The 20,616-nt window shown below is 52.5% G+C and carries 18 protein-coding genes and 1 pseudogene; 11 read left to right on the top strand and 8 right to left on the bottom strand.

Features of this window, described 5'->3' with window-relative positions:
- Nucleotides 1-31: 31 nt before the first annotated feature.
- Both ACT3RR_RS15935 and ACT3RR_RS15930 read right to left on the bottom strand, forming a co-directional pair.
- Nucleotides 32-925 (bottom strand): LysR family transcriptional regulator, encoded by an 894-nt coding sequence (locus ACT3RR_RS15935; protein ID WP_485903366.1) that lies wholly within the window; start codon nt 923-925, stop codon nt 32-34.
- 224 nt (nt 926-1,149) lie between these two features.
- Entirely contained in the window at nt 1,150-2,163 is a 1,014-nt protein-coding gene (locus ACT3RR_RS15930) for a zinc-dependent alcohol dehydrogenase family protein (protein ID WP_496200678.1), read from the bottom strand.
- Between the two features lie 161 nt (nt 2,164-2,324).
- Between ACT3RR_RS15930 and ACT3RR_RS15925 the strand changes: the two are divergent.
- A pseudogene (locus ACT3RR_RS15925) lies at nt 2,325-3,236 on the top strand (LysR family transcriptional regulator).
- Nucleotides 3,237-3,394: 158 nt separating this feature from the next.
- On the opposite strand, the gene ACT3RR_RS15920 reads toward ACT3RR_RS15925, so the two are convergent.
- A complete protein-coding gene (locus tag ACT3RR_RS15920; protein ID WP_496200677.1) occupies nt 3,395-4,246 on the bottom strand; it encodes a LysR family transcriptional regulator in 852 nt (283 codons plus the stop codon).
- A 92-nt stretch (nt 4,247-4,338) separates the two neighbouring features.
- Between ACT3RR_RS15920 and ACT3RR_RS15915 the strand changes: the two genes are divergently transcribed.
- The 4 genes from ACT3RR_RS15915 (at nt 4,339) to ACT3RR_RS15900 (ending at nt 9,118) form a co-directional block, all read left to right on the top strand.
- Nucleotides 4,339-5,313 (top strand): DMT family transporter, encoded by a 975-nt coding sequence (locus tag ACT3RR_RS15915; RefSeq protein WP_496200676.1) that lies wholly within the window; start codon nt 4,339-4,341, stop codon nt 5,311-5,313.
- Between the two features lie 52 nt (nt 5,314-5,365).
- The gene (locus ACT3RR_RS15910) at nt 5,366-6,418 is read left to right on the top strand and encodes a LacI family DNA-binding transcriptional regulator (RefSeq protein ID WP_496200675.1); all 1,053 of its coding nucleotides are present in this window, start codon (nt 5,366-5,368) and stop codon (nt 6,416-6,418) included.
- A 226-nt stretch (nt 6,419-6,644) separates the two neighbouring features.
- On the top strand, nt 6,645-7,715 hold the full coding sequence (locus ACT3RR_RS15905; protein ID WP_496200674.1) for an SIS domain-containing protein: 1,071 nt from the start codon (nt 6,645-6,647) through the stop codon (nt 7,713-7,715).
- A gap of 20 nt (nt 7,716-7,735) precedes the next feature.
- The gene (locus ACT3RR_RS15900) at nt 7,736-9,118 is read left to right on the top strand and encodes a PTS transporter subunit EIIC (protein WP_496200673.1); all 1,383 of its coding nucleotides are present in this window, start codon (nt 7,736-7,738) and stop codon (nt 9,116-9,118) included.
- An 82-nt stretch (nt 9,119-9,200) separates the two neighbouring features.
- On the opposite strand, the gene ovoA is transcribed toward ACT3RR_RS15900, so the two are convergent.
- Together ovoA and ACT3RR_RS15890 are read right to left on the bottom strand one after the other, a co-directional pair.
- Nucleotides 9,201-11,342 carry a 5-histidylcysteine sulfoxide synthase gene (gene ovoA, locus ACT3RR_RS15895; RefSeq protein WP_496200672.1) on the bottom strand — a complete coding sequence of 714 codons (2,142 nt, stop codon included), beginning with the start codon at nt 11,340-11,342 and terminating at the stop codon, nt 9,201-9,203.
- A gap of 114 nt (nt 11,343-11,456) precedes the next feature.
- On the bottom strand, nt 11,457-12,569 hold the full coding sequence (locus ACT3RR_RS15890; protein ID WP_496200671.1) for a tyrosine-type recombinase/integrase: 1,113 nt from the start codon (nt 12,567-12,569) through the stop codon (nt 11,457-11,459).
- A 267-nt stretch (nt 12,570-12,836) separates the two neighbouring features.
- Between ACT3RR_RS15890 and ACT3RR_RS15885 the strand changes: the two genes are divergently transcribed.
- Genes ACT3RR_RS15885 through ACT3RR_RS15875 form a run of 3 tightly spaced genes read left to right on the top strand, consistent with a single transcriptional unit; the run spans nt 12,837 to nt 15,604 of the window.
- Complete coding sequence (locus ACT3RR_RS15885) at nt 12,837-13,619, top strand: ABC transporter ATP-binding protein (protein ID WP_496200670.1); 783 nt, start codon at nt 12,837-12,839, stop codon at nt 13,617-13,619.
- A gap of 27 nt (nt 13,620-13,646) precedes the next feature.
- Entirely contained in the window at nt 13,647-14,603 is a 957-nt protein-coding gene (locus ACT3RR_RS15880; RefSeq protein ID WP_496200669.1) for an ABC transporter substrate-binding protein, read from the top strand.
- A 2-nt stretch (nt 14,604-14,605) separates the two neighbouring features.
- Complete coding sequence (locus ACT3RR_RS15875; RefSeq protein ID WP_353504213.1) at nt 14,606-15,604, top strand: FecCD family ABC transporter permease; 999 nt, start codon at nt 14,606-14,608, stop codon at nt 15,602-15,604.
- Nucleotides 15,605-15,652: 48 nt separating this feature from the next.
- On the opposite strand, the gene ACT3RR_RS15870 is transcribed toward ACT3RR_RS15875, so the two are convergent.
- Nucleotides 15,653-16,510 (bottom strand): SDR family oxidoreductase, encoded by an 858-nt coding sequence (locus ACT3RR_RS15870; RefSeq protein WP_485903379.1) that lies wholly within the window; start codon nt 16,508-16,510, stop codon nt 15,653-15,655.
- Between the two features lie 176 nt (nt 16,511-16,686).
- Between ACT3RR_RS15870 and ACT3RR_RS15865 the strand changes: the two genes are divergently transcribed.
- Nucleotides 16,687-17,073, top strand: coding sequence for a winged helix-turn-helix transcriptional regulator (locus ACT3RR_RS15865; protein WP_485903451.1), 387 nt, complete (start codon nt 16,687-16,689; stop codon nt 17,071-17,073).
- Nucleotides 17,074-17,117: 44 nt separating this feature from the next.
- Here the strand turns inward: ACT3RR_RS15865 and ACT3RR_RS15860 are convergent, their stop codons facing one another.
- Nucleotides 17,118-17,513: a DUF4440 domain-containing protein gene (locus tag ACT3RR_RS15860; protein ID WP_496200668.1), complete on the bottom strand. Its 396-nt coding sequence runs from the start codon at nt 17,511-17,513 to the stop codon at nt 17,118-17,120.
- On the bottom strand, nt 17,510-18,892 hold the full coding sequence (locus ACT3RR_RS15855; RefSeq protein ID WP_496200667.1) for an MFS transporter: 1,383 nt from the start codon (nt 18,890-18,892) through the stop codon (nt 17,510-17,512). Before ACT3RR_RS15855 ends, ACT3RR_RS15860 begins: the two co-directional genes overlap by 4 nt.
- 125 nt (nt 18,893-19,017) lie before the next feature.
- Here ACT3RR_RS15855 and ACT3RR_RS15850 point away from each other — a divergent pair, with 125 nt between their 5' ends.
- Nucleotides 19,018-19,914: a LysR family transcriptional regulator gene (locus ACT3RR_RS15850; protein WP_441655924.1), complete on the top strand. Its 897-nt coding sequence runs from the start codon at nt 19,018-19,020 to the stop codon at nt 19,912-19,914.
- Nucleotides 19,915-20,012: 98 nt separating this feature from the next.
- Entirely contained in the window at nt 20,013-20,615 is a 603-nt protein-coding gene (gene tehB, locus ACT3RR_RS15845; RefSeq protein ID WP_496200666.1) for a tellurite resistance methyltransferase TehB, read from the top strand.
- The last annotated feature ends 1 nt before the right edge of the window (nt 20,616 follow it).

Below are 20,616 nucleotides of genomic sequence, written 5' to 3'. Positions count from 1 at the left end.
TCTGGCGGGCTCGTACCGATCTGCGAACCCGTTATTCCGAGTAGCGAAGTGCATCGATCATCAGTGAAAAAGCAGGTGGGTGCTGCTTACGGCTGGGGTAGTAAAGATAATATCCCGGGAAAGTAGGCGACCAGTCCCGCAGAACCTGAATAAGCTCTCCGGACTTTATATAATCCTGAACCATATTCTCAGGGACACTGGCGAGACCAAAAGCCGACAATACTGCATCAATCCTTTCCGCCAGCAGATTAAAGGTTACCTGCCCTTCCACTCTGACCCGTAACGGTTTCCCATCCTTCTCAAACTCCCAATGGTAAAGCCCACCGGCAGTCGGCAGGCGCATATTGATGCACCGATGATGTTGCAGCTCGTGGGGTGTTTGAGGCACAGGGTGAGTGGCGAAATAAGCAGGCGAGCCGACCACCGCCATACTCATGTCCGGCCCAATCCTCACGGCAATCATGTCCTTATCCACGCTTTCCCCCAGACGAATTCCGGCGTCAAATCGCCCTTCAACAATATCGACAAAACCGTTATCTACCACCAGTTCGACATTTATTTCCGGGTATTCTCTGAGAAAAGGTTTTAGCTTCGGCCATACCAAACTTCGCGCGGCATGTTCCCCCGCAGATAAGCGAATGTTACCGGAGGCCGTCCCATTCAGTTGAACCAGTGACTCCAGCTCCTGCTCAAGGTCGGCAATACGGGCTTCAAGACAAGCAATGATTCTCTCCCCCGCTTCAGTGGGAGCAACGCTTCGGGTAGTCCGCGTCAGAAGGCGGATATTTAGCCTTTCCTCCAATGCTTTTATTGCATGGCTAAGTGCTGACTGAGAAACCCCGAGTTTGCCCGCCGCTTTGGTAAAACTGCGCTCCCTAGCTACCACAAAAAAAATTTGGAGTTCATTGAAGTTTTCTTTGAGCATTAGCGATTTCCTTAACGAAGTTCACAAATGAGCATTTATGAAGGCTGTTCATAGATAAAACCATTTTAACCCCATTAATGACATTAATGTGTCGATTTGTCGATTTGTCGCTTTACGAGTAATACTCCTAATATGGCCACTGTTGATGACTCTCAGTTGTGGAAAAGGCTCCCAATTGGGAGCCTTTCCGAAACATCCTGCATTTATTCACGCAGAAAAAGATATCAGTCGCCAATCTTAATGACGATTTTACCAAACGCGCCGCGAGAAAGGTGTTTGAAGGCCTCTACTGCTTCACTGAAACTATAAACCTGCTCAATAACCGGTTTGATATCATGTTTATGAAGGAAAGGATTCATGCGATCGAATGATGAACGCGGTGCCACGGCGATGCCACGAATCGTAGTCTGACGGAAAATCAGTGGCATTAGATCAAGTTGTGATGTCTGGCCAGTCAAGAAACCTACCTGAGTAATGGTTCCGGCGACTTTGGTCGCGGCAACTGACTGGTTAATCCCTTCCCCGCCGGCGACTTCCACCGTAATGTCTGCGCCTTTACCCTCGGTCAACTCAAGGACTTTGTTATGCCAGTCAGGACAGGTTTTATAGTTGATCCCCTCATCGGCACCCAAGGACTTAATGCGCCCAAGGTTGGCACCGTTACTGGATGTAGCAATAACGCGGGCCCCGTAAGCATGGGCAATCTGCGCAGCAAAAACGGATACGCCGCCCGTTCCCTGCACCAGAACTGTTTGCCCGGGCTGAAGATTGCCGATATCCATCAGTGAGTACCATGCTGTAAGTGCCGCAATAGGCAAGGTTGAAGCTTCCTCATCAGTCATGCTGTCAGGCGCGCTGACGGCGCTGTCTTCATGGATGATCATATACTCCGCCAATCCACCCGGTAGAGGCATGCCCATGCACCATGCTGGCTCATCGGCAGCGGGCTCACCCTCTAACCAGCGCGAATAGAGATGTGAGTTAACACGCTCACCCAAGCTAAAACGGGTAACACCTTCACCAACGGCAACAATTGTGCCCGCTGCATCAGAGACCGGAATAAGTGATTTTGGAACCAAATGAGGTTTATAAAACCCTTCAATAATCGCTTTATCCCTGAAATTCAGAGAGACTGCGCCGACTTTTACCAACAACTCACCGGGGCCAGGTGTCGGCGTCTCAACTTCTTCAAGTTGTAAATTTTCCAGACCAAAATCTTTCAGTAACCATGCTTTCATTTTATTGCGTCCACTTTCTATGCCTAAGATTCGCCAATGATAGAGAGTGAGATAAGCCGGAAAAAGTCACAGAAAAGGACTTCAGTGTTATTGCAGGGGAAACAATCCATGTAGGGTATAATGCGAATTATAAGCTTTACGTCCCTATCAAGGATAAAGACATGCGTTCTAACATGCTGGAATTAATGACTATTTTTGTTAAAGTGGTCGAGCTGCGCAGTTTCACTAAAGCGGCTGACGCTTTGCAACTGCATCGCCCGGCGGTGAGTAAGTCAATACAGCAGTTGGAAGAGGATTTGGGTGTAAAACTGCTTCATCGTACGACACGCAGCCTAAGCGTGACGGTTGAAGGGGATGAAATTTACCAGCGAGCCAAAGCACTTTTGGGTGATGTAAATGAATTGATGGCTTCAGTTTCACCCACCCAGCCGCCACGCGGCCGTCTGCGCATTGATGCGCCGTTGGCACTGACGTACACCATACTGATCCCCTCTTTAAATGAGTTTCAGACTCTCTAACCGCAAATCGACATCGTACTCACCGCGTCCGACTGACTTACGGATATGGTTTCAGAAGGTGTTGACTGCGTTATTCGTCTGGGGGAGCTTGTTGATTCCAGTTTTATCTCGCGCCGGGTAGGTACCGTGCGCATGGCCACCTGCGCAGCACCGACATACCTTGAAAAATATGGCACTCCGCTTACACCTGATGATCTGGTGCATCACAACGCCATTCATTTTTTTAGCGAGCATAGTCGTGAAGTGATGGAATGGAAGTTTGTCATGGATGGTAAAGTGATCTCTCGTCGGCCAGGCAGCAGTATGCTGGTGAATAATTCAGATGTGCTGCTGTCCTGTGGGTTAGCCGGGCTTGGCATGCTTCATGCGCCGCAGACCGCGCTGGACCCGCATATTCAATCCGGCGAGCTGCGAGAAGTATTAACCGATTATGCAACAGTCACTAAGCCAGTATCCATTTTGTTCCCCGATCGTCGCTACCTCTCCCCTAAGGTCAGGGTGTTTATAGACTGGTTCTCTAAGGTTTTTGCTACCAAGTTTCAATCTCAAGGGTGATGCCCTTCCTAGGGAAATAGGTGGTGTATTACAACCTATTTTAGTTACAACATACAATAAGCTCAATAAACTTCAACTGTGCATTCGGCATGTTCAGTGAAAAACCATCATTGCTTATCAGGAATAAAAACATTTGAAAGCCTTACTAAAAAGCTTCATCACAGCCGAAACTGCTCAGCAATGACCTTCTCAAGTGCCGACACCGCTTGGGAAAGGTCGCTGGAAGGAGAACGCAGTAAGTACACTTCGTAAGTCGGGACTTTGGGTAAGTTTTCCAGAATACGCATCGTCGGTTTTACCCGCGCGCGATCTATCAGGCTGATACCTAAGCCGGTTTCCACGCAGGCTTCAATTGCACTAGAAGAGGGACTGGTGAGGAGCACACGCCAGCCCAACTTTGCGTCAGAAAGCGAGCTAGTCATGGCTTCACTATAGGGGCAATGGCTGGCGTGCAGTGCCAACGGCAGCGGGCTTTCCGGCGTGAGCGCCATCCCCACTCCTCCCACCCACACCGGCGTAGTAGCCATCAGCAATAAATCCTCGGAACGTGACCCCGCGGCACAAACCGAAATGGCAATATCCAAACGCTCCTGCCCTATCAGGTTCCTCAGCGTGAAGCTGGGCGCGGTCGTGATTTCCAGCACGACATCGGGATAACTCATATTAAAAGTCGGCAAGATATCGCGGATCACATAGGCCGCATATTCATCAGGCACGCCCAGCTTGATGTGGCCTTTTAGCGGCGCGGTACGAAGCTCATCGAGGATCTGGTCATGAGCCCGCAGCAGGCTGCCGGTGGTTGCTAGTAATCGTTCGCCCAAGGGCGTGAGGATCACCGACTGGTTATCGCGGTCAAACAGCCTGCCGCCCGCAATCGCCTCCAATCTTTGGATATGCACGCTCACCGCCGCCGGGCTTTTATTCACCTGCGCGGCCGCCGCGCGAAATTGGCCTAACTTCGCCACGGCGTGAAAGGTGCGCAGCAGTTCTATATCTAAGGTTGAAGACATCATTTTGTTTTTATAAACCACTAGATTAATTTATTTCGTTTTATTGAAGTACATCGTTTCTCTAAGATCAAGCAAAAGAGAGGCGAAAAAATATGCTAAATCACCACACAACAAAGATTCTCCCGGCAAAAACTGACAAAAAGGCCCTCACCGGCACCCTCTCACTTTTGGCTTGCGAAGCACTGTTGGTGGTTGCCTGGAGTTCAGGGTTCGTCGGCGCAAGGTTCTCCATTGATTACACTTCGGCTTTTCTTGTGGTTTTCTGGCGCTGCGTGCTGGTCACGGTGATTTTGTTCCCCTTTGTTATTAGGCAGTTACGCCATACATCGCTTGCCACGATAGCACTCAACGCGGGCATTGGCCTCCTGGCCATGGCGGGATATCTGGCGGGAGTAGTGAAAGGCATTGAGTTGGGCGTTTCCGCCGGGCTTGCGGCATTAATGGCCGATCTTTTGCCCATCGGCACCGCTCTGCTGGCACTGATCTTTATGCGGCAAAAACCAGCTAACGTGGTCTGGCTCGGCTTGTTATTGGGCGTCGGCGGGGTGCTAATGGTCAGCTGGAGTAGCCTGTCGTTGAAGGCGGTTCCGCTGTGGGCCTATGCCCTGCCGCTGCTTGGGATGCTGTCACTGGCCGGTGCTACCCTGCTACAAAAGAAATTTCAGCCCTCGACTCCGCTGAATCTCACCACCACGCTGTGGCTGCAAAGCGCTGCGTCTTCAGTGGCATTTGCTGTCGTGGCCGGGACTCAGGGACCACTGCTGCCGGAGATTTCACGCGGATTCGTATTAAGCGTGCTGTGGACCGGGCTGTTTTCAACTTTCGGCGGCTACGGGCTGTACTGGTTCTGCCTGCAACGCACTTCGGCGGTGCGCGTCACCAGTGTCCTGTTCCTCAGCCCGCCGGTCACCCTGCTCTGGGCATGGGCGATGTTTGGCGAGCCACTTTCATGGACCATGCTGGCCGGAATGGCAGTTTCTCTGCTCGGAATTGGGATGGTTATCAAGGGAGATTCAGGTAAACCTTCAAAAATCTCCCGCTTTATGCGACGTTATAGGCCGTTTTAGTCCCTGCCAGCCAAGGAATGCGACGACAGGATTTGAAGGAAAGAGACGCATAATGAAGAAAAGCATCACCATAAAAGATATTGCTGAGATGGCCGGGGTGTCGATCACCACGGTTTCCCGCGTACTCAATAACAACCAATGGGTGGCGGATAAAACCAAAGCCAAGGTTGATAAGGTGATCAAGGAGCATAATTTCAGCCCGAACTTAGTGGCGCGCGGCATGATTTCGAAGAAGACCCACATGCTGGCGGTGGTGGTTTCTGATATCACTAACCCCTACTTCGTGATGCTAGTCGAACAGATTGAAAAGGTCTGCTTACACGCTGGCTATAAGGTCATGCTGTTCGACACACAGTCCGCCAATAAAGGCCCGACGGGCTCTGCGCAGCATATCGACGAGAACATTTTTACCTCGGTGATCAGCAGCCAGCTCGACGGCGTGATTATTCTCGGTGGCGAAATTGACTACCTTGTGGTGCCGGAGAGCTATCTTGAGGCACTGAAAAAACTCACCGAAACCATCCCTACCGTGGTAGTGGGTCGTCACATTCCGCAGCTTGATTACCCCTGTATAGTCCGCGACCAGACCCACAGCGTTGAGTTGGTCACTCAACATTTGATTGATAAGGGCTATCAGAAAATCGCCTTTATCGGCGGTTCGGAGAAGGTCTACCTCACTAAACAGCGGATAAAAGCCTTCAAAGATCAGCTGGCGAAAGCCGGATTAACGGCCGATGACAGCCTGATCGTTGAGACCAACTTTTACCTGCAACACGGCTATCAGGCCGCAGAACGCCTGATACAGCAGCGTCAAAAAGGCGGGCTTCCTGAAGCCATTTTGGCGATTAACGATCAGGTCGCCATCGGGGCTATCCGAGCGTTAAAAGATAACCATATCAGCGTGCCGCAAGATATTGCGGTCGCCAGCTGCGAGTACTTCCCTGGCAGCGAATATTACGTTCCACGCATTACCACGGTTGACCATCAAAATGCACAGATCGGTCAGGCGGTTACCACCACTATTCTGGAAATCATCGAGCCGCGTGAGCAGGCGAGTGAGCATCCGGAAATTGTCTCTGTGCTGATTGAAGGCGAGTCTTGCTAAGCTCGTCCCGGCTTGAGTGTTTGCTCAAGCCATCAATCACTCCCCGTTAAATCCAAAAGCGCACTCCCCCTTGGCAAAAGGCGTTTTAAGCCTGCCTTTTGCCACTTCGCTCACAGTTTCAATCTTGTCATATTGATCTTCCTATTGCCGGCTCCTATTTTACTGAAAACGTTTTCAGGTTTTTCATTTAAAAACCTAAAAGACATCGTAAATAAGGGAGAAGACCGTGAAGCCGACCATGATGACCTATATTCATCAGCAGCATGAAGTATTGTTAAATATCCTTAATGGATATCCTAAGACAATCCCTACTATTCAAGACAAGAAAGAGTGGTTAATACTCGCCACCGGCTCCAGTATTAATGCGGCAAAAAGCGCCAAGTATTATATTGAGAAACTAACCCGCGCCAGAATTACTATCGAAGAACCTTTCAATTATCAGTTCTTTGAAAAGCCAAACCCGGCGATTGATTTAGTCATGGGCGTTTCCCAAAGTGGCGAAAGCACCTCCACGCTGAACGCCATGCGCCACATTAAGCAGTACAGCAACGCGCAAACCTACGGCGTCACCAGCAAGATGGACAGCGAACTGGCGAAGAGCGTTGATATCGCTATTGATATTCAAAACGGTGAAGAACGTGTAGGCTACGTCACCAAAGGTTATACCGCGACGATCCTTACCCTGATGTTACTAGGTTTACGCAGTGCCAGAGCCGAAGGCGCCATTAGCGAACAGCAAGAACACGCCGAACTGGCGATGTTTAAAGCCGCCATCGACGCCATTCCAACCATCATTGATGTTACCGAGGCTTTCTACCAAACCTGGAAGGAGGAGCTGGTCCCCTCGCCGCGTTTCACCAGTATCGGCTATGGCCCGGCGGTGGGCGTTTGTCAGGAGATGGCGACCAAATTTGCCGAAACGGTGCGCGTCCCCTCTCAAGGTATTGAGATGGAGACCTTCATGCATGGTCCCTATTTCGAGGTGAATCCGCACCATCGCATCTTCTTTATCGAAGTGGAAAGCGTCGCCAAAGAGCGTTTGTTGCTGCTCAGAGAATATGAGAAGAAATGCACACCCTTTATTTACAGCCTGAAGATTGGCACAAGCGATGAGCCGCGAACTTTAGCGATTGATGCCAACGTCAGCGAATATATTGCACCACTGATTGCTGTGATCCCCTTCCAAATATTGGCTCATCATATTGCTGAAGATAAAGGCAATAACCTCGGCCAGCGTATTTTTACCGATTTTGGCGTCTCGGTGAAAAGTAAAACCAAACCCGGTGATTATAACTAAGGTTTAATGAAGGAAATAACATGGCTATTGATTATAAAATGATGGCAAGTCAGATTATTTCTAATATTGGTGGTGATAACAATATTGAATATCTCACGCATTGCGCCACGCGGTTACGTTTTAATCTCAAAGATCTCACCAAGGTTAATGAATCTGCTCTTAATGACATGCCGGATATCATTAAAGTTATCAATAACAATAGCCAGTTCCAAATCGTCATTGGTCCGCGCGTCGAGCACGTTTACCGAGCAATTGAGCAGGCTCGGGTCGTCGAACCTGAAAGCCAGACGGTTGCCGAACCCGAGGAAAAAACCTCGCTGTTTAACCGTCTGCTTTCCAATATCTCGGCCATTTTCACCCCTTACATCGGCGTGTTGGCGGGCGTCGGCATGCTCAAGGGTATCGTGGTTTTACTCCAAACTATGAACCTGGTCCATACCGATGCCTATGTCTTTACCGTGTTTAACGCACTGGCCAGCGGCGTGTTCACTTTCCTGCCTTTATTTATTGCAGTCACCGCCGCAGAGAAGTTTAAAACCAATAAATACATTGCGTTAGCTTTGACGGCGGCCATGGTATACCCATTAACGACGACGGATATCCCTGCCGCAATCAGCGTATTTGGCCTGTCGCTGAGTATGAAAATCTACGGCGGCGCGGTGATCCCGGCGATTTTCGCGGTACTTTTCCTCAGCTATGTCGAACGCTATCTGAAGAAAGTCATCCCGGAAGTCGCCGCGCTGGTGTTTGTCCCCTGCCTGTCGCTGATTATCACCGGCTTCGTGGTATTCACCTTTATCGGCCCGATTGCTGACTACGTGGGCATCGGCATCGCCAAAGGCTACTTCTGGCTTTACCAGCTCAGCCCGGTGATTTCCGGCGCGCTGCTGGCGGGCATTGGCCAGCTGTTCGTTGTGTTCGGCGTCCATTGGGGCATTATCCCGATTGCGCTGATCAACATTCAGGTTTCTGGCTTCGACACCATTATGCCGATGTTTATGTCGGCGGTGATGGGGCAATTCGGCGCGGCCTTTGGCGCAATCTTCATCGCCCGCAATGTGAAAGATAAGCAGATTGCCATTTCAGCCTCTATTTCCGCCTTCTTTGGCATCACCGAACCGGCGTTGTATGGGGTGAACCTGAAGTATCGCATGCTGTTTGTGTTTGGCTGCATCGGCGCGGCGCTGGGTGGCGGGATAACCGGCCTGCTGGGGGTGAAAACTTACAGTTTCTTGCCGGTGCTGAACGTGTTTGAGCTCGGCCTGTTCAGTGGCCCTGACTCGAAGATGATTTACGAAGTCGCCGCTATCGCCGTCGCCTTTAGCGTCCCGGCCATCCTAACCATTATTTATGGCAAAACTAGACTGGCGAAACTGCCCATTCCGGCGACCGAAAAGCCGTGAGATATGGATGTAGATAAGAAAAAGCGCAGCCCGAAATCACTCCGGGCTGCGCTTTTTTATTGCAGCGTTTTTTATTGCAAAGTTACTTCTTACGCCAAACCGTTAACTGGGCCACGGTGTGCTGATATTTACGCGCCGTCTCGCGGATCACAAAAGGCACATCCATTGGCGGCTGCGCTTCTTCAAAGTCACTCGACAGCAGGCGCTGCAAGGCTTGGTGAGTGGTCAGGGCTTCGCCATTCTCACGCACGCCCCCCAGCCAATTCTCCTTCGGCGTAAACTCTTCCAGCCAGGTGTATGGCGAAGAGAGCATCAGAATGCCGCCGGGACGGATCATAGTGACAACGTCACGCAAGAAACGCTTCGGCTCGCGCAGGCGGTCAATCAAATTGGACGCCAACACCAGATCGTAAGGCTCTTTCTGCGGCTTAAGGTTACAGGCGTCGCCCTGCGAGAAGCGCACCTTTGCAGCCAGCTCAGCACTTAGCCCGACATCCGATAAACGAGCGTGACAGTACTCCATCAGCTCGCCCTCTTCCTGAATCAAATAGCGCAGCTCTTCCCCGGCGGCCAGCGACAGTGCCACGTCAATGAAGCGCGCCGAATAGTCCAGACCGGTGACCTGGTCAAACGTGCGGGCCAGCTCAAAGCTGGCGCGACCGGTGGCGCAGCCGATATCCAAAGCGCGCTGGCGTTTATCACAGAGTTTTTCAGCGATGGCGACCAATGCGCAGGCATAGTTATCCACGCCGAAATAAGACTTACCGTATTGGAAATCAAGGTATTGCGACACTAAGGTGTCAGTTTCGTACGGATTCACAATCTGTTTTTCCTGATGAGTAGACACCACATAGCGGAAACCCGCGTGTTGGAAGAAATGCCGACGGAAGGCGTAGCGCGACGAGCGCAAGGCTTCATTGCCGGTAGAAATCCAGCTGCCGCCCTTGATGATCGAATGCTTGCCATCAAAGGTTGGCGTAGAAAAATCGTCATATAGCGGGTGGACGCGGAAACCCGAAAAACCGCCAATTGGCGTGGTCGTCCACTGCCAGACATTGCCGACCACGTCGTAAAAATCCCCTTGCGGGAACTGGTCTACCGGGCAGGAAGAGGCCCACCACGCCAGATTAATATTGCCCGGCGCCTGTTGCCAGTCTGGCTGGTCGCCCTCAACCTGGTCGCGTAAAACGTACCATTCGGCCTCGGTCGGCAACTGGATAGACTTACCAGTTTCATCCGCCTTCCAGCGGCAGAACGCGGCAGCTTCCAGCTGATTTACCTCGGCAGGCCAGTCCCACGGCATGGGGATCTCTTCCGCCATCAGGCGCAGCATCAAAGATTCAGGCGAGGCGAGATCGCCCACCCAAAATGTCGGGCAGACTGCCTGCGCAAAATCGCGCCACCCTTGCCCTTCTTCGTCCCACCAGTCGTTATTTTGATAACCACCGGCCTGAATAAACTCAAAGAACTCGGCATTGCTGACCAGCATTTTGCTGGCTTTAAAAGGTTTTACCTCGGTCTTGAACGAACCATATTCGTTATCCCAGCCGTAAGTATCATCCGTTTTGCCCAAAGTGATCTCGCCACCTTTTTGCGAAACCAATGAGTTCGCCGGAACTTCGCCGCGTTCGGTTCTCGATTGAGGACAGACAGGCCAGTGCGCTTGCGGCTTCACCCACTCGATCGGCAACTGGCGAATCAACACGCTGGAGGTTTCGAGGTGAATGCGTTCATGCTCGATACCCATCAAAATCACCCACGCCGGGCTTTCCCAGTCCAAAGGCAATTCAAGGGGCATCTCTTTGATAAACTGAGTAATTAATGAGCGAACCTTGCCACGATAATCTCGCAACTGCGCCACGCTCGGCCAGCTGTAGTGACTGTTATCAAGGTCGTCCCAACTCATTTCATCCACGCCGATTGCCAGCATGGCTTCAATTTCATCATCAACGCGCTGCTTAATCAGCCCCGCGGCCATCAGCTTATTAATGTAGAAAGTGGCGGTATGGCCGAAGTAGAAAATCAGCGGGTGGCGCAGGGAAATGGCCTTGTTGAAGTAGGCGCGCTCGTCGTCCAGACAGTCGAAAAGACGCTCATACAGCGCCCAAGTCTGCTGAAAATAGTTGAGGATCTCCTGTCGTTTTTCCTCTGAACTGCGACCACTTAAATACAGAGTCTGTGTCGGCGCAGGCAACCCGGTGGTCGTCGTTTTTGTTAAATTCATTATTATTCTCTCCGTTCTCTGACCATGCAAAGTACAGAGCAAAGTCTAGCATTAATTCATTTCATACCGGTTTCATGAGAAATTCTGTCACACTTTAAATTCAGCCGACAAAAATTAACTCACCATAAACAGCAGCGATCTTTCGCTAATTTGCAGCGATTCGCCTTGATAACGGTGGTGGAGGCTTTGGTAGGAATCGCTGGAAATTATCCGTTCGATGTCTGCTGACAGGGCTTCTAGCGCCTGTTTCATTTGTGGCAAATAGTCGTGGGTGTCGTAGACGCGGTCGATGCCTTCCAGCGAGTGATTCATGATTTTACGCGCCACGTCGTTGGCGATATTGAGGGAGGCAAGCTTGGATCGGGCCGTTCGGCGCAAATCACGAGTGGTGAAAGCCTCGATGCCCAGCCCTCTTTCTGCGCGGACCATTCTGCGCAAAGCCTGGGTGATCGCCCCGCGCGATAAAGGTTTTTGCGGGTCCGAAGGCGAAGGCACCAGCCACGGACTGTCGGCCGGACTGGCTTCCAACAGGGCATTGACGCAGCGAGTCATCATTGCGGTAAGGGGTAAACTGTGGTCACGGTGGGACTTATTTCTCTGCCCCTGACGCCACAAACCAATGGTTAAATGAAACTCGTCTTTGCGTGCGCGAACCACTTCGTCAGGGCGCCTGGCGGTGAGTAAGCAGAGGCGCAAAGCCCAGCGGCATTGCTCTGAAATATCCCATAAATCAAGACCATGCCAGAAAATCCAGATTTCTGCGTCGGTCAACGATCGCTCTCTTGGCGGCGTATTTCGCCCGCCGACGTCTCGCCGTTTCATCGAGCCAATCGGAGAATGTTCGATATAACCTTGGGTTTCCGCCCAGCTCATAAACTGTTTGCACAGAGCAAAAACGCGCTTGGCTTCGGCAATTTTTCCATCGGCCAGCAGCGCGTTAAATAGCCGGTTGAGCCGCAGGCGCGTCACTTTATTCAGCGGCAGCGAACCAATCATCGGCAGCACGTGTTTGAGCAGAGAAGAAATCGCAATTTCCGGGCGACGGCGGGTGATCATCAGCGACAGTCTGATCCACACTTTCATCACCTGCTCGACGGTGGCGTTCCCCTCTTCTTCCATATTATCCAGCTCGGTCAGCGGCGCATTCTTGATCTGGTTAAGAAAAAGGATCACATGGCGGCCAACCTGATCGGCGGCGATGTCGGGTTCTGTCACGGCTTGGTTCATTCAGGTAATTTCTACAGGCAAAAGTCCGGTGCGCAGTTATAACAACTTCAGTAAACCGAGGCAAAACCTTTGTGACTCCAGACCTATTAAGTCTGGAGTCACTGAGAATGCGAATCGCCAATATTAGGCAGCTCAGCTGCATCAATTTACCCAAGGCTTTTGGCGATCATAGCCCCAAAAATGCCAATTTATTTTGATTTCACTTCGTATTGATATGTTATAACATAACATAACATATCAATATCATTTTTTGACGAACCTATTGCCATGTCCACTCCCAACGTTCTTAGCATTGAAGGCCTAAGTATCTGCACGCAGCGCAATAACCTGTTAATTAGCGGAGTAAATTTCCAGCTCGACGCAGGGGAATGTTTAGCGGTGATCGGGCCGAATGGCAGTGGTAAATCGACTTTACTTCGCGCCCTGACCAGCGAACTCGTGCCAAGCGAAGGAAGCATTTTGCTCAACGGTCAGGCGTTGGCCGGCTTCTCGCGGCAAGAGCGCGCCAAGCATATTGCGATTGTGGCGCAGGACGATCCGCCCGATCCGCGACTGCTGGTTGAAGACTATGTCGCCCTCGGCCGCATTCCCCATCACCACTGCTGCACGCCCCTTCATCATCGGCGTTGTATTGAGCGCGCACTGGTGGATACCAAACTGGAACATTTGCGACATCGACTGATCGGGTCACTCTCCGGCGGAGAAAAACAGCGCGCCGCCTTGGCTCGCGCTTTTGCCCAAACTCCGCAATTGTTGCTGCTCGATGAACCGACCAATCATCTCGACCCATTAAGCCGCGCGACGCTTTTGTCGCTGGTGCGCAGCAAGGGAATTTCGACCATCGCCGTGCTGCATGATTTGCCTCTTATCGAACCTTTCGCCGATCGCGTCGTGGTGTTGCAAAAAGGCAGGCTGGTGATCTGGGGTTATCCCAAAATCGCGCTGTCTGCTCAAATAATAAACCGCGTGTTCGGCATGGAAAGTTACACTGTCACCCACCCTATTACCGGCCATCCTTTACGCATTTTTGAAGCGCCTTTGTGCGCTTAATGTTTTACTTTTCTCTAGGACAACCTCATGAAAAAACTCGCCTTTCTGTTGCCCGGTTTACTGTTCTCCAGTTTGACCTTTGCCAGCGGCTTCCCGGTTACGGTGGACAGCTGCGGCCAGCCGCTGACTTTTACTCAGGCCCCGCAGCGCGCCGTGATCAACGATTTAAATATGTCGGAAATGGCTTTTGCTTTGGGTTTGCAAAGCCATATCGTTGGCGTGACCGGGATTAGCGGCTGGTACAATGTGACGCCTGAATTCAAGATTCAGCAGGGAAATATCCCCGAACTGGCTGCCAAATACCCCTCTTTAGAAACTCTGGTTGCCGTCGCCCCTGACCTGTTTTTCGCCGGTTGGAACTATGGCATGAAATTGGGCGGCGACGTCACACCACAGTCGCTCGCCCACTACGGGGTGAAAACGCTGGTGCTGACCGAAAGCTGTATTTTTGTCGACAAGCATCGCCCGCGCGCCAGCATGGATTTGCTGTATGGCGACGAGTTGAAGCTGGGCGAAATTTTCGGCAAACGCGAAGAGGCGCAAAAATTGGTCGATGGCTGGAAAGCTCGCGTCGCAGCCGTGCAACAGAAGATAGGTAAACAGAAAACGCTAAAAGTTTTTGTGTATGACTCCGGCGAGGACAAGCCCTTCACCAGCGGGAAATACGCCATGCCGACGGCAATTATTGAAGCCGCCGGGGGTAAAAACATTATGGACAATCTGGACGCCAGTTGGACCACCACCTCATGGGAGAGCGTGGCAACCCAAGAGCCGGATGTGATTGTGTTGCTGGATTACCAGACCGGCGGCGGCGCGGCGGCCTTACCGCATTTCCTCGAATCTCACCCATTAATGAAGGAGACGCCCGCGGTTAAAAATCATCGCTATGTGAAGTTGCAGTACAGCGAATTGACGCCGGGTCCGGCGAATATTGACGCAGTGGAAAAACTCGCCAAGGTGCTTTACACGGACACAAAGCGTTGAAAATGGGTCGTTTTCGCTACTTTTTGATTATTGCGCTGAGCCTGTTCACGCTGATATTACTGATGCTGCTGGGCGTCGCGGCGGGGAGCGTTTCCCTGCCGATTTCGCAGGTTTTGTCCTCGCTGGGGCTTTATCACGCCCCGGTTCCTGACATGATCCATCGCATCGTGTTTGAGCTGCGCCTGCCGCGAAGTTTACTGGCGGCGCTGACCGGAGCCGGCCTGGCGATGGTGGGAGCCTTGCTGCAAACCACTACCCGCAATGCACTGGCCGACCCTTTTTTGTTCGGGCTATCTTCGGGAGCGTCCGCCGGAGCCGTGGCGGTGATCACCCGTTATGGCGATAAACTGGGTGCGTGGGGTTTGCCGATTTCGGCCTTCGCGGGCGGCATTCTTTCTGCGGTTTCGGTGATGTTGCTGTTTATGCTGCAACGCGCCAAAGGGGCGGAAAAGCTGGTGATCAGCGGCCTGGCGATCTCTTTCCTGTTTGGCGCACTGACCAACTATCTGGTTTTCTCGGGCGATCAGCGCGCGGCAGGTTCGGTGCTATTTTGGTCGCTGGGCGGATTAGGGCTGGCGCGATGGGACAACATTGGCTTTGCTCTGGCCGCCGTCGCACTGCTGTTTGCGGTAGTCGCGCTACGCTGGCGCTGGCTAGATGCCCTGCTGGCAGGAGAACAAACCGCGATTTCTCTGGGGATAAACCTCACCCGCCTGCGGATTGAAATCTTCCTCGGCTGCGCGCTGGCGACCTCTTTGTTGGTCTCTTTGACGGGGGTGATTGGCTTTGTTGGCTTGATGGTGCCCCACCTGGCGCGGCCGCTGTGTGGGGTTCGCCATCGTTTATTGCTGCCGGTAGTGGCACTGTTTGGTGCCATTTTAATGTCGGGCGGCGACCTGCTGAGCAGGTTACTGATTGCACCACAGGAGCTGCCGATTGGCATTATCACTGCCGGACTAGGAGGAATTTTTGTCTTGGGTTTACTGTTAAAACGCCAATAAAAAACCGGCGCTATTGACCCAGAGCGCCGGTTTCAACCTGTCCAGAACTTAAAGAGACTTTAAGGTCACCGCAATAACATCTTGATAAGGCGTGGTTTTATGCCCAATCAGTTTGCTCAGGGTTTTGCTGTCGTCAAACAGGCCACCCTTCGCCGCACCGGCGTCTGAATCAGCCAGCATATTGGCGAAACCTTCCGGCAGGCCTGCGCCAAGCAGCGCTTTGGCGAACTCATCTTGCGACAGATTAACGTAGTCGACTTTTTTGCCCGACTGGCGCGCAATCTCGGCGGAGAACTCGGCCAATGTGTAGCTTTCATCGCCAGCCAGCTCGTAGATTTTCCCGCCCTGATTTTCCAACTGCAATACCGCCGCCGCGGCTTCGGCATAGTCTTCACGAGCTGCTGAAGAGATGCGGCCTTCGTCAACTGCGCCGATAAACGCATTGTGAGCCAGAGCCGGAGCAATACTCGCGGCGTAGTTTTCGGTATACCAGCCGTTGCGCAAAATCACCGCAGGCACGCCAGAGGCTTTGAGTGCCGCCTCGGTCGCGCGGTGCTCGGTGCCCAATCCCAGTTTGGTCGTGTCGGCGTGCAGCAAGCTGGTATAGGCAATCAATTTCACCCCGGCGCGTTTGGCCGCGTCAATCACCGCCTGATGCTGAGCCTCGCGCTGGCCCACTTCGTTAGAAGAAATTAGCAGCACTTTTTCCACACCTTTGAAGGCACTTTCCAGCGTTTCGGGCTGGGTGTAATCCGCCTGACGCACATCGACGCCAAGGTCAGACAGGTCTTTGGCTTTTGCAGGGCTGCGCACTGCCGCGACGATCTGGTTCGCGGGGACTTTCTTCAACAATGCTGCGATAACAAGGCGGCCGAGTTGGCCGGTAGCACCGGTAATAGCGATCATGATGTTTCTCCGAAAGTGAATTAGGTTCGATTGGACGGTCGTCTTATGACGAAACAGTCTGAATATCGCGTCCGTGAAAGACATCCTATGCGATATACTAACTTTTCGTAAGTACGTACAAAAAGGTTAGTATGAAATTAACATCATTGCCGGTCGAAACGGCTGAAGAACAGGTCATGGAGAACATCCTCGGAGAGCGTCTTCGCCGGGGCGAAGTGATGAGCGCCGACTGCCCGTCCCGCGAAATTCTCAGCCACATCACCAGCCGCTGGGGCGTTTTAGTGCTGATCGCCTTAAGCGACGGAACCCAGCGTTTCAGCGAATTACGCCGTAAAATCAACGGAGTTAGTGAGAAGATGCTGGCGCAGACTTTACAGACGCTGGAAACCGACGGTTTTGTGGATCGCATCTCCTACCCCGTGGTGCCGCCCCACGTGGAATACAGCCTGACCCCGTTAGGCGTTGAGGTACAAACACAGCTCACTGGGCTAACGGACTGGGTGGAAACTAACCTGCACCGCATCATCAATCAGCGCAATCTGCGCCTGGTGGACAAACAATAAAGGCCCGAAATGCGGACCTTTCGCTGTTTAAATGATAGTCCGGCTTATCCCTTTGCGGCGGCGGTTTCGTGTAAATGTCGCCAGATCACTTTGCCATCCGCATCGGCTGAAAACACCACGGTCGAGTAGCGCAGCGTGGCGTTCTGGCCGGGAAGCTGCTGGCGCTCCTGATAGCTAACCACTCCGCCGTCGGCGCTTTCTGCCAACAACTTCATCTGTTCGATTTCAATTTGAAGGCCGATTTTTGCGCCATGCTGCGATTGGAAAAATCCGCATAACTTCTCAAAATCCAATACATGGCCACTCAATGTCACCATCGAATATTGCGGGCTGAAGCGGCCCAGAAGCTGGTCGTAGGTGGTTTGCGGGGAGTTAGCATTACCCAACCAGCTGGCGATTAAGTCATGTGCATCAAGCACTTCCTGAAAATAACGGTTCACGTTGACTCCTGATTTAAGGTGTTAACAAGGCTGCGATTGGCGATTCGACAACACAGCGCAATGGGAATAAAGACGCTGAGGGCGGCCAGCACAAAGCAGAATTGGTAGGCGCGTTCAGCACTCAGGCCCGAGTAGCTGAGCAAAAGGTTGAGTAACAGGCTAAGCAGGGTTACGCCGAGGCAAAAACTCAGCTGGCGGTTGATGTTCCACAGCGCGCTGGCGTCGGCCAACTGGCGGTCTTCAATCTGGATAAACGCCGTGCTTTGCGCCGTGCTGCTGCACAAACTGCTGCCAAAGCCCATCAGCGCGAAGGCGGTAAGTTGCAGGCCGATATCCGTCGCGCCGCTGATCTGCGTCAGCGTCGCAATGCCCATCCCCTGTACCAGACAGCCAACAATAAACAGCGGGCGCGGCCCCAGCTTGTTGAAGGTTTTCCCCGTGAGGCTAATGGCAATAAAAGAAGCCAGCGACCAGGGCAGCATCAAAATCCCCACCTGCGCCGCATGCATTTTGAGCTGGTCTTGCAGATAGAGCATGGCGACCAGACTGACGCCGGTAAACAGCCCGGGAATGAACTGATAGATAATCATCGAAATGCGCAGCAGCGGATCCTGCACCAGTCGCAAATTGAGCAGCGGCTGAGGTAAACGCAGCGAGTAAAGCACATAAGCCGCCATTAGCAAGGCTCCCGCTAGCAGCAACCCGCCGCCGAACAGCATCTGCTGGCCATCCCCCAGATAGGTTAGGCCGAGTAAAATCAGGGTCAAAGCGCCGCACAGCATCAGCAAACCTCGCCCGTCGAAATGCCCGGCGGCGACTTTCTCGGTTTCAGGTTTTAACCAGCAGGCTGCCAGAATTAGCGCCACAACCGCCAGTGGCAGTGAGGCAAAAAACACCCAGCGCCAGCTCAGACTGTCGACAATCATCCCCCCAACTGCCGGGGATAATGCCGGAGCCATCAACCCCACCAGCATGATCACGGACGAAAGCTTGGCTCGCTGGTGACTCGGGTAAAGGGCATAAGTCAGCGTCTGGCCGAGGGGGATCAGCAGGCCCCCACCAAGACCTTGCACCACACGCCAGCCAATCAGCTGCGCCATGGAATTTGACAATCCCGCGCCGCATGAGCCAAGAATAAAGATCAATAATGAGATGATAAACAGTCGCTTAGCGCCGATGCACTGAGCCAGCCAGCGGCTGAGAGGAATAATCAACGTCAGGCCAAGAATGTAGCCATTGCTGACCCAAGCCAGCAGGCTGACGGGGGCGTCGAAGTGGCGGCCAATGTCCGGATAGGCCACGTTAGCGATAAACATATTGATCAGATCGACAAAAAAGCCCAGCAGGTAGACGCTGGCGACGCGCATCCGGTAAGTCATGAAGTTCTCAGAATATAAAGCAGGAAAGCGTGCAGTCTAGAGCTTTAACTGGCCGAGATAAATTGGCTTACCGGCGTTACACTGTCAAAATAACTTTGACAATAATGCCGGTTAGGTGAGAAATCATGCTGAATTTACAGCGCCTTGAAATGTACGTTGCCGTCGTGGCGGCGGGCAGTTTTACCGCCGCGGCCAATAACCTCGGCCTGACTAAAGCCGTGGTCAGTTTCAACATTAAGCAGCTGGAAAACGAACTGGGTGTCGCCCTGCTAACCCGCAGCACCCGGCGCATTGCCATGACCGACGCCGGAGAGCGATTTTACCTGCGCTGCCTACAACTGCTGCAAGACGCCGAAAGCGTGCTCGACGACGTACGCCGCGATCACTCTGGCCTGCAAGGTTTGCTGCGCATCACCACCACGCCGGAATATGGCGCGCGCGTGGTGGTTCCGGCTCTGGCGGCTTTCTCCCTGCTTCACCCGCAACTGCGCATTCAGCACGTCTCTTCGTCGAATCACGACGACCTGATTTCTGGCCGTTTTGACGTGGCTATTCGCCTCGGGCAGTTGGCGGACTCCAGCCACCACGCAGCGCTGATCGACCGTTTTGATATTCTCCCCGTCGCTTCTCCGGACTATTTACAGCAATGGGGCGGCAACATCGCGGATTTAACCCAGCTAGAGCAGGCACGATGGATTGCCCATAGTCGCCTGAACACCCCGCTAACCTGGCAAGTGCTGACCCCAACGGGTGAAAGCGTGCTGTTCAACGCCGGACAAAGCCCGATGCTGATGGCCGACAGCGCCTCCTCTTTATTAGCCTTCGCCCTTAACGGCGCGGGTATCGCGCTGCTGCCCGTATGGCTGGTTGAAAGTGACATTGTCACTAAAAAGCTGACTCATCTGCTACCCGATCACCGTTTTCCGGCTCAGGGAATTTATGCCCTCTACCCCAACACCCGCCACGTACCGGAAAAAGTGCGGGCTTTTATCGACTTTTTACAACGCCGGGTGGCAGGTTGATTAAGTCTGAATAGCGATAAACAAAAACTTCGGGGAAATGCGCGGCTTTCGGAGGATAATGGCGGCATTCTGAGGATTAAGAGACAAAGGAAAGCATGATGTCCAACCAGCTAGCAGCAGAAGATTACTACGCCGAAAAATATGGCCTGACCCGCACGCACTCCGAAGTTATTTTTGCTGCCCAACATGTTCCGCCGGGCAAGGTGTTAGATTTAGGCTGCGGCAGTGGTCGCAACTCGCTGTATCTCAATCTTAAAGGCTCAAGCGTCACCGCGTGGGACTTCAACTCGCTGAGCATTGCCAAACTCAATGAGATCATTAAGGCAGAATCTCTGCAAGGGATTGAGACGGCGGAAATTAATCTCAATGCCCATCGTTTTAGCGGCGAGTATGATTTTATTCTCTCCACCGTAGTGATGATGTTCTTAGAGCGCAGCAGCATTCCGAATATCATTGCCGATATGCACGCCAGCACCCAACCGGGGGGCTACAACCTAATTGTGGCCGCCATGGATAGCCCGGACTACCCTTGCCCGCTGCCTTTCCCCTTCAGCTTCCAGCCCAACGAGCTGTGTGATTACTATCAAGGTTGGAACATTGTGAAGTACAACGAAGACGTCGGCGAACTGCACAAACGCGACGCCAACGGCAATCGCTACAAAATGCGTTTCGCCACTCTGCTGGCTCAAAAACCGGCCTAAC

The organism is Ewingella sp. AOP8-B2-18, assembly GCF_052376015.1.
GTDB classification, from domain to species: Bacteria; Pseudomonadota; Gammaproteobacteria; order Enterobacterales; family Enterobacteriaceae; genus Ewingella; species Ewingella allii.
Note: the sequence above shows the minus strand (reverse complement) of the source record. Positions and strands in the feature narration are given on the sequence as shown.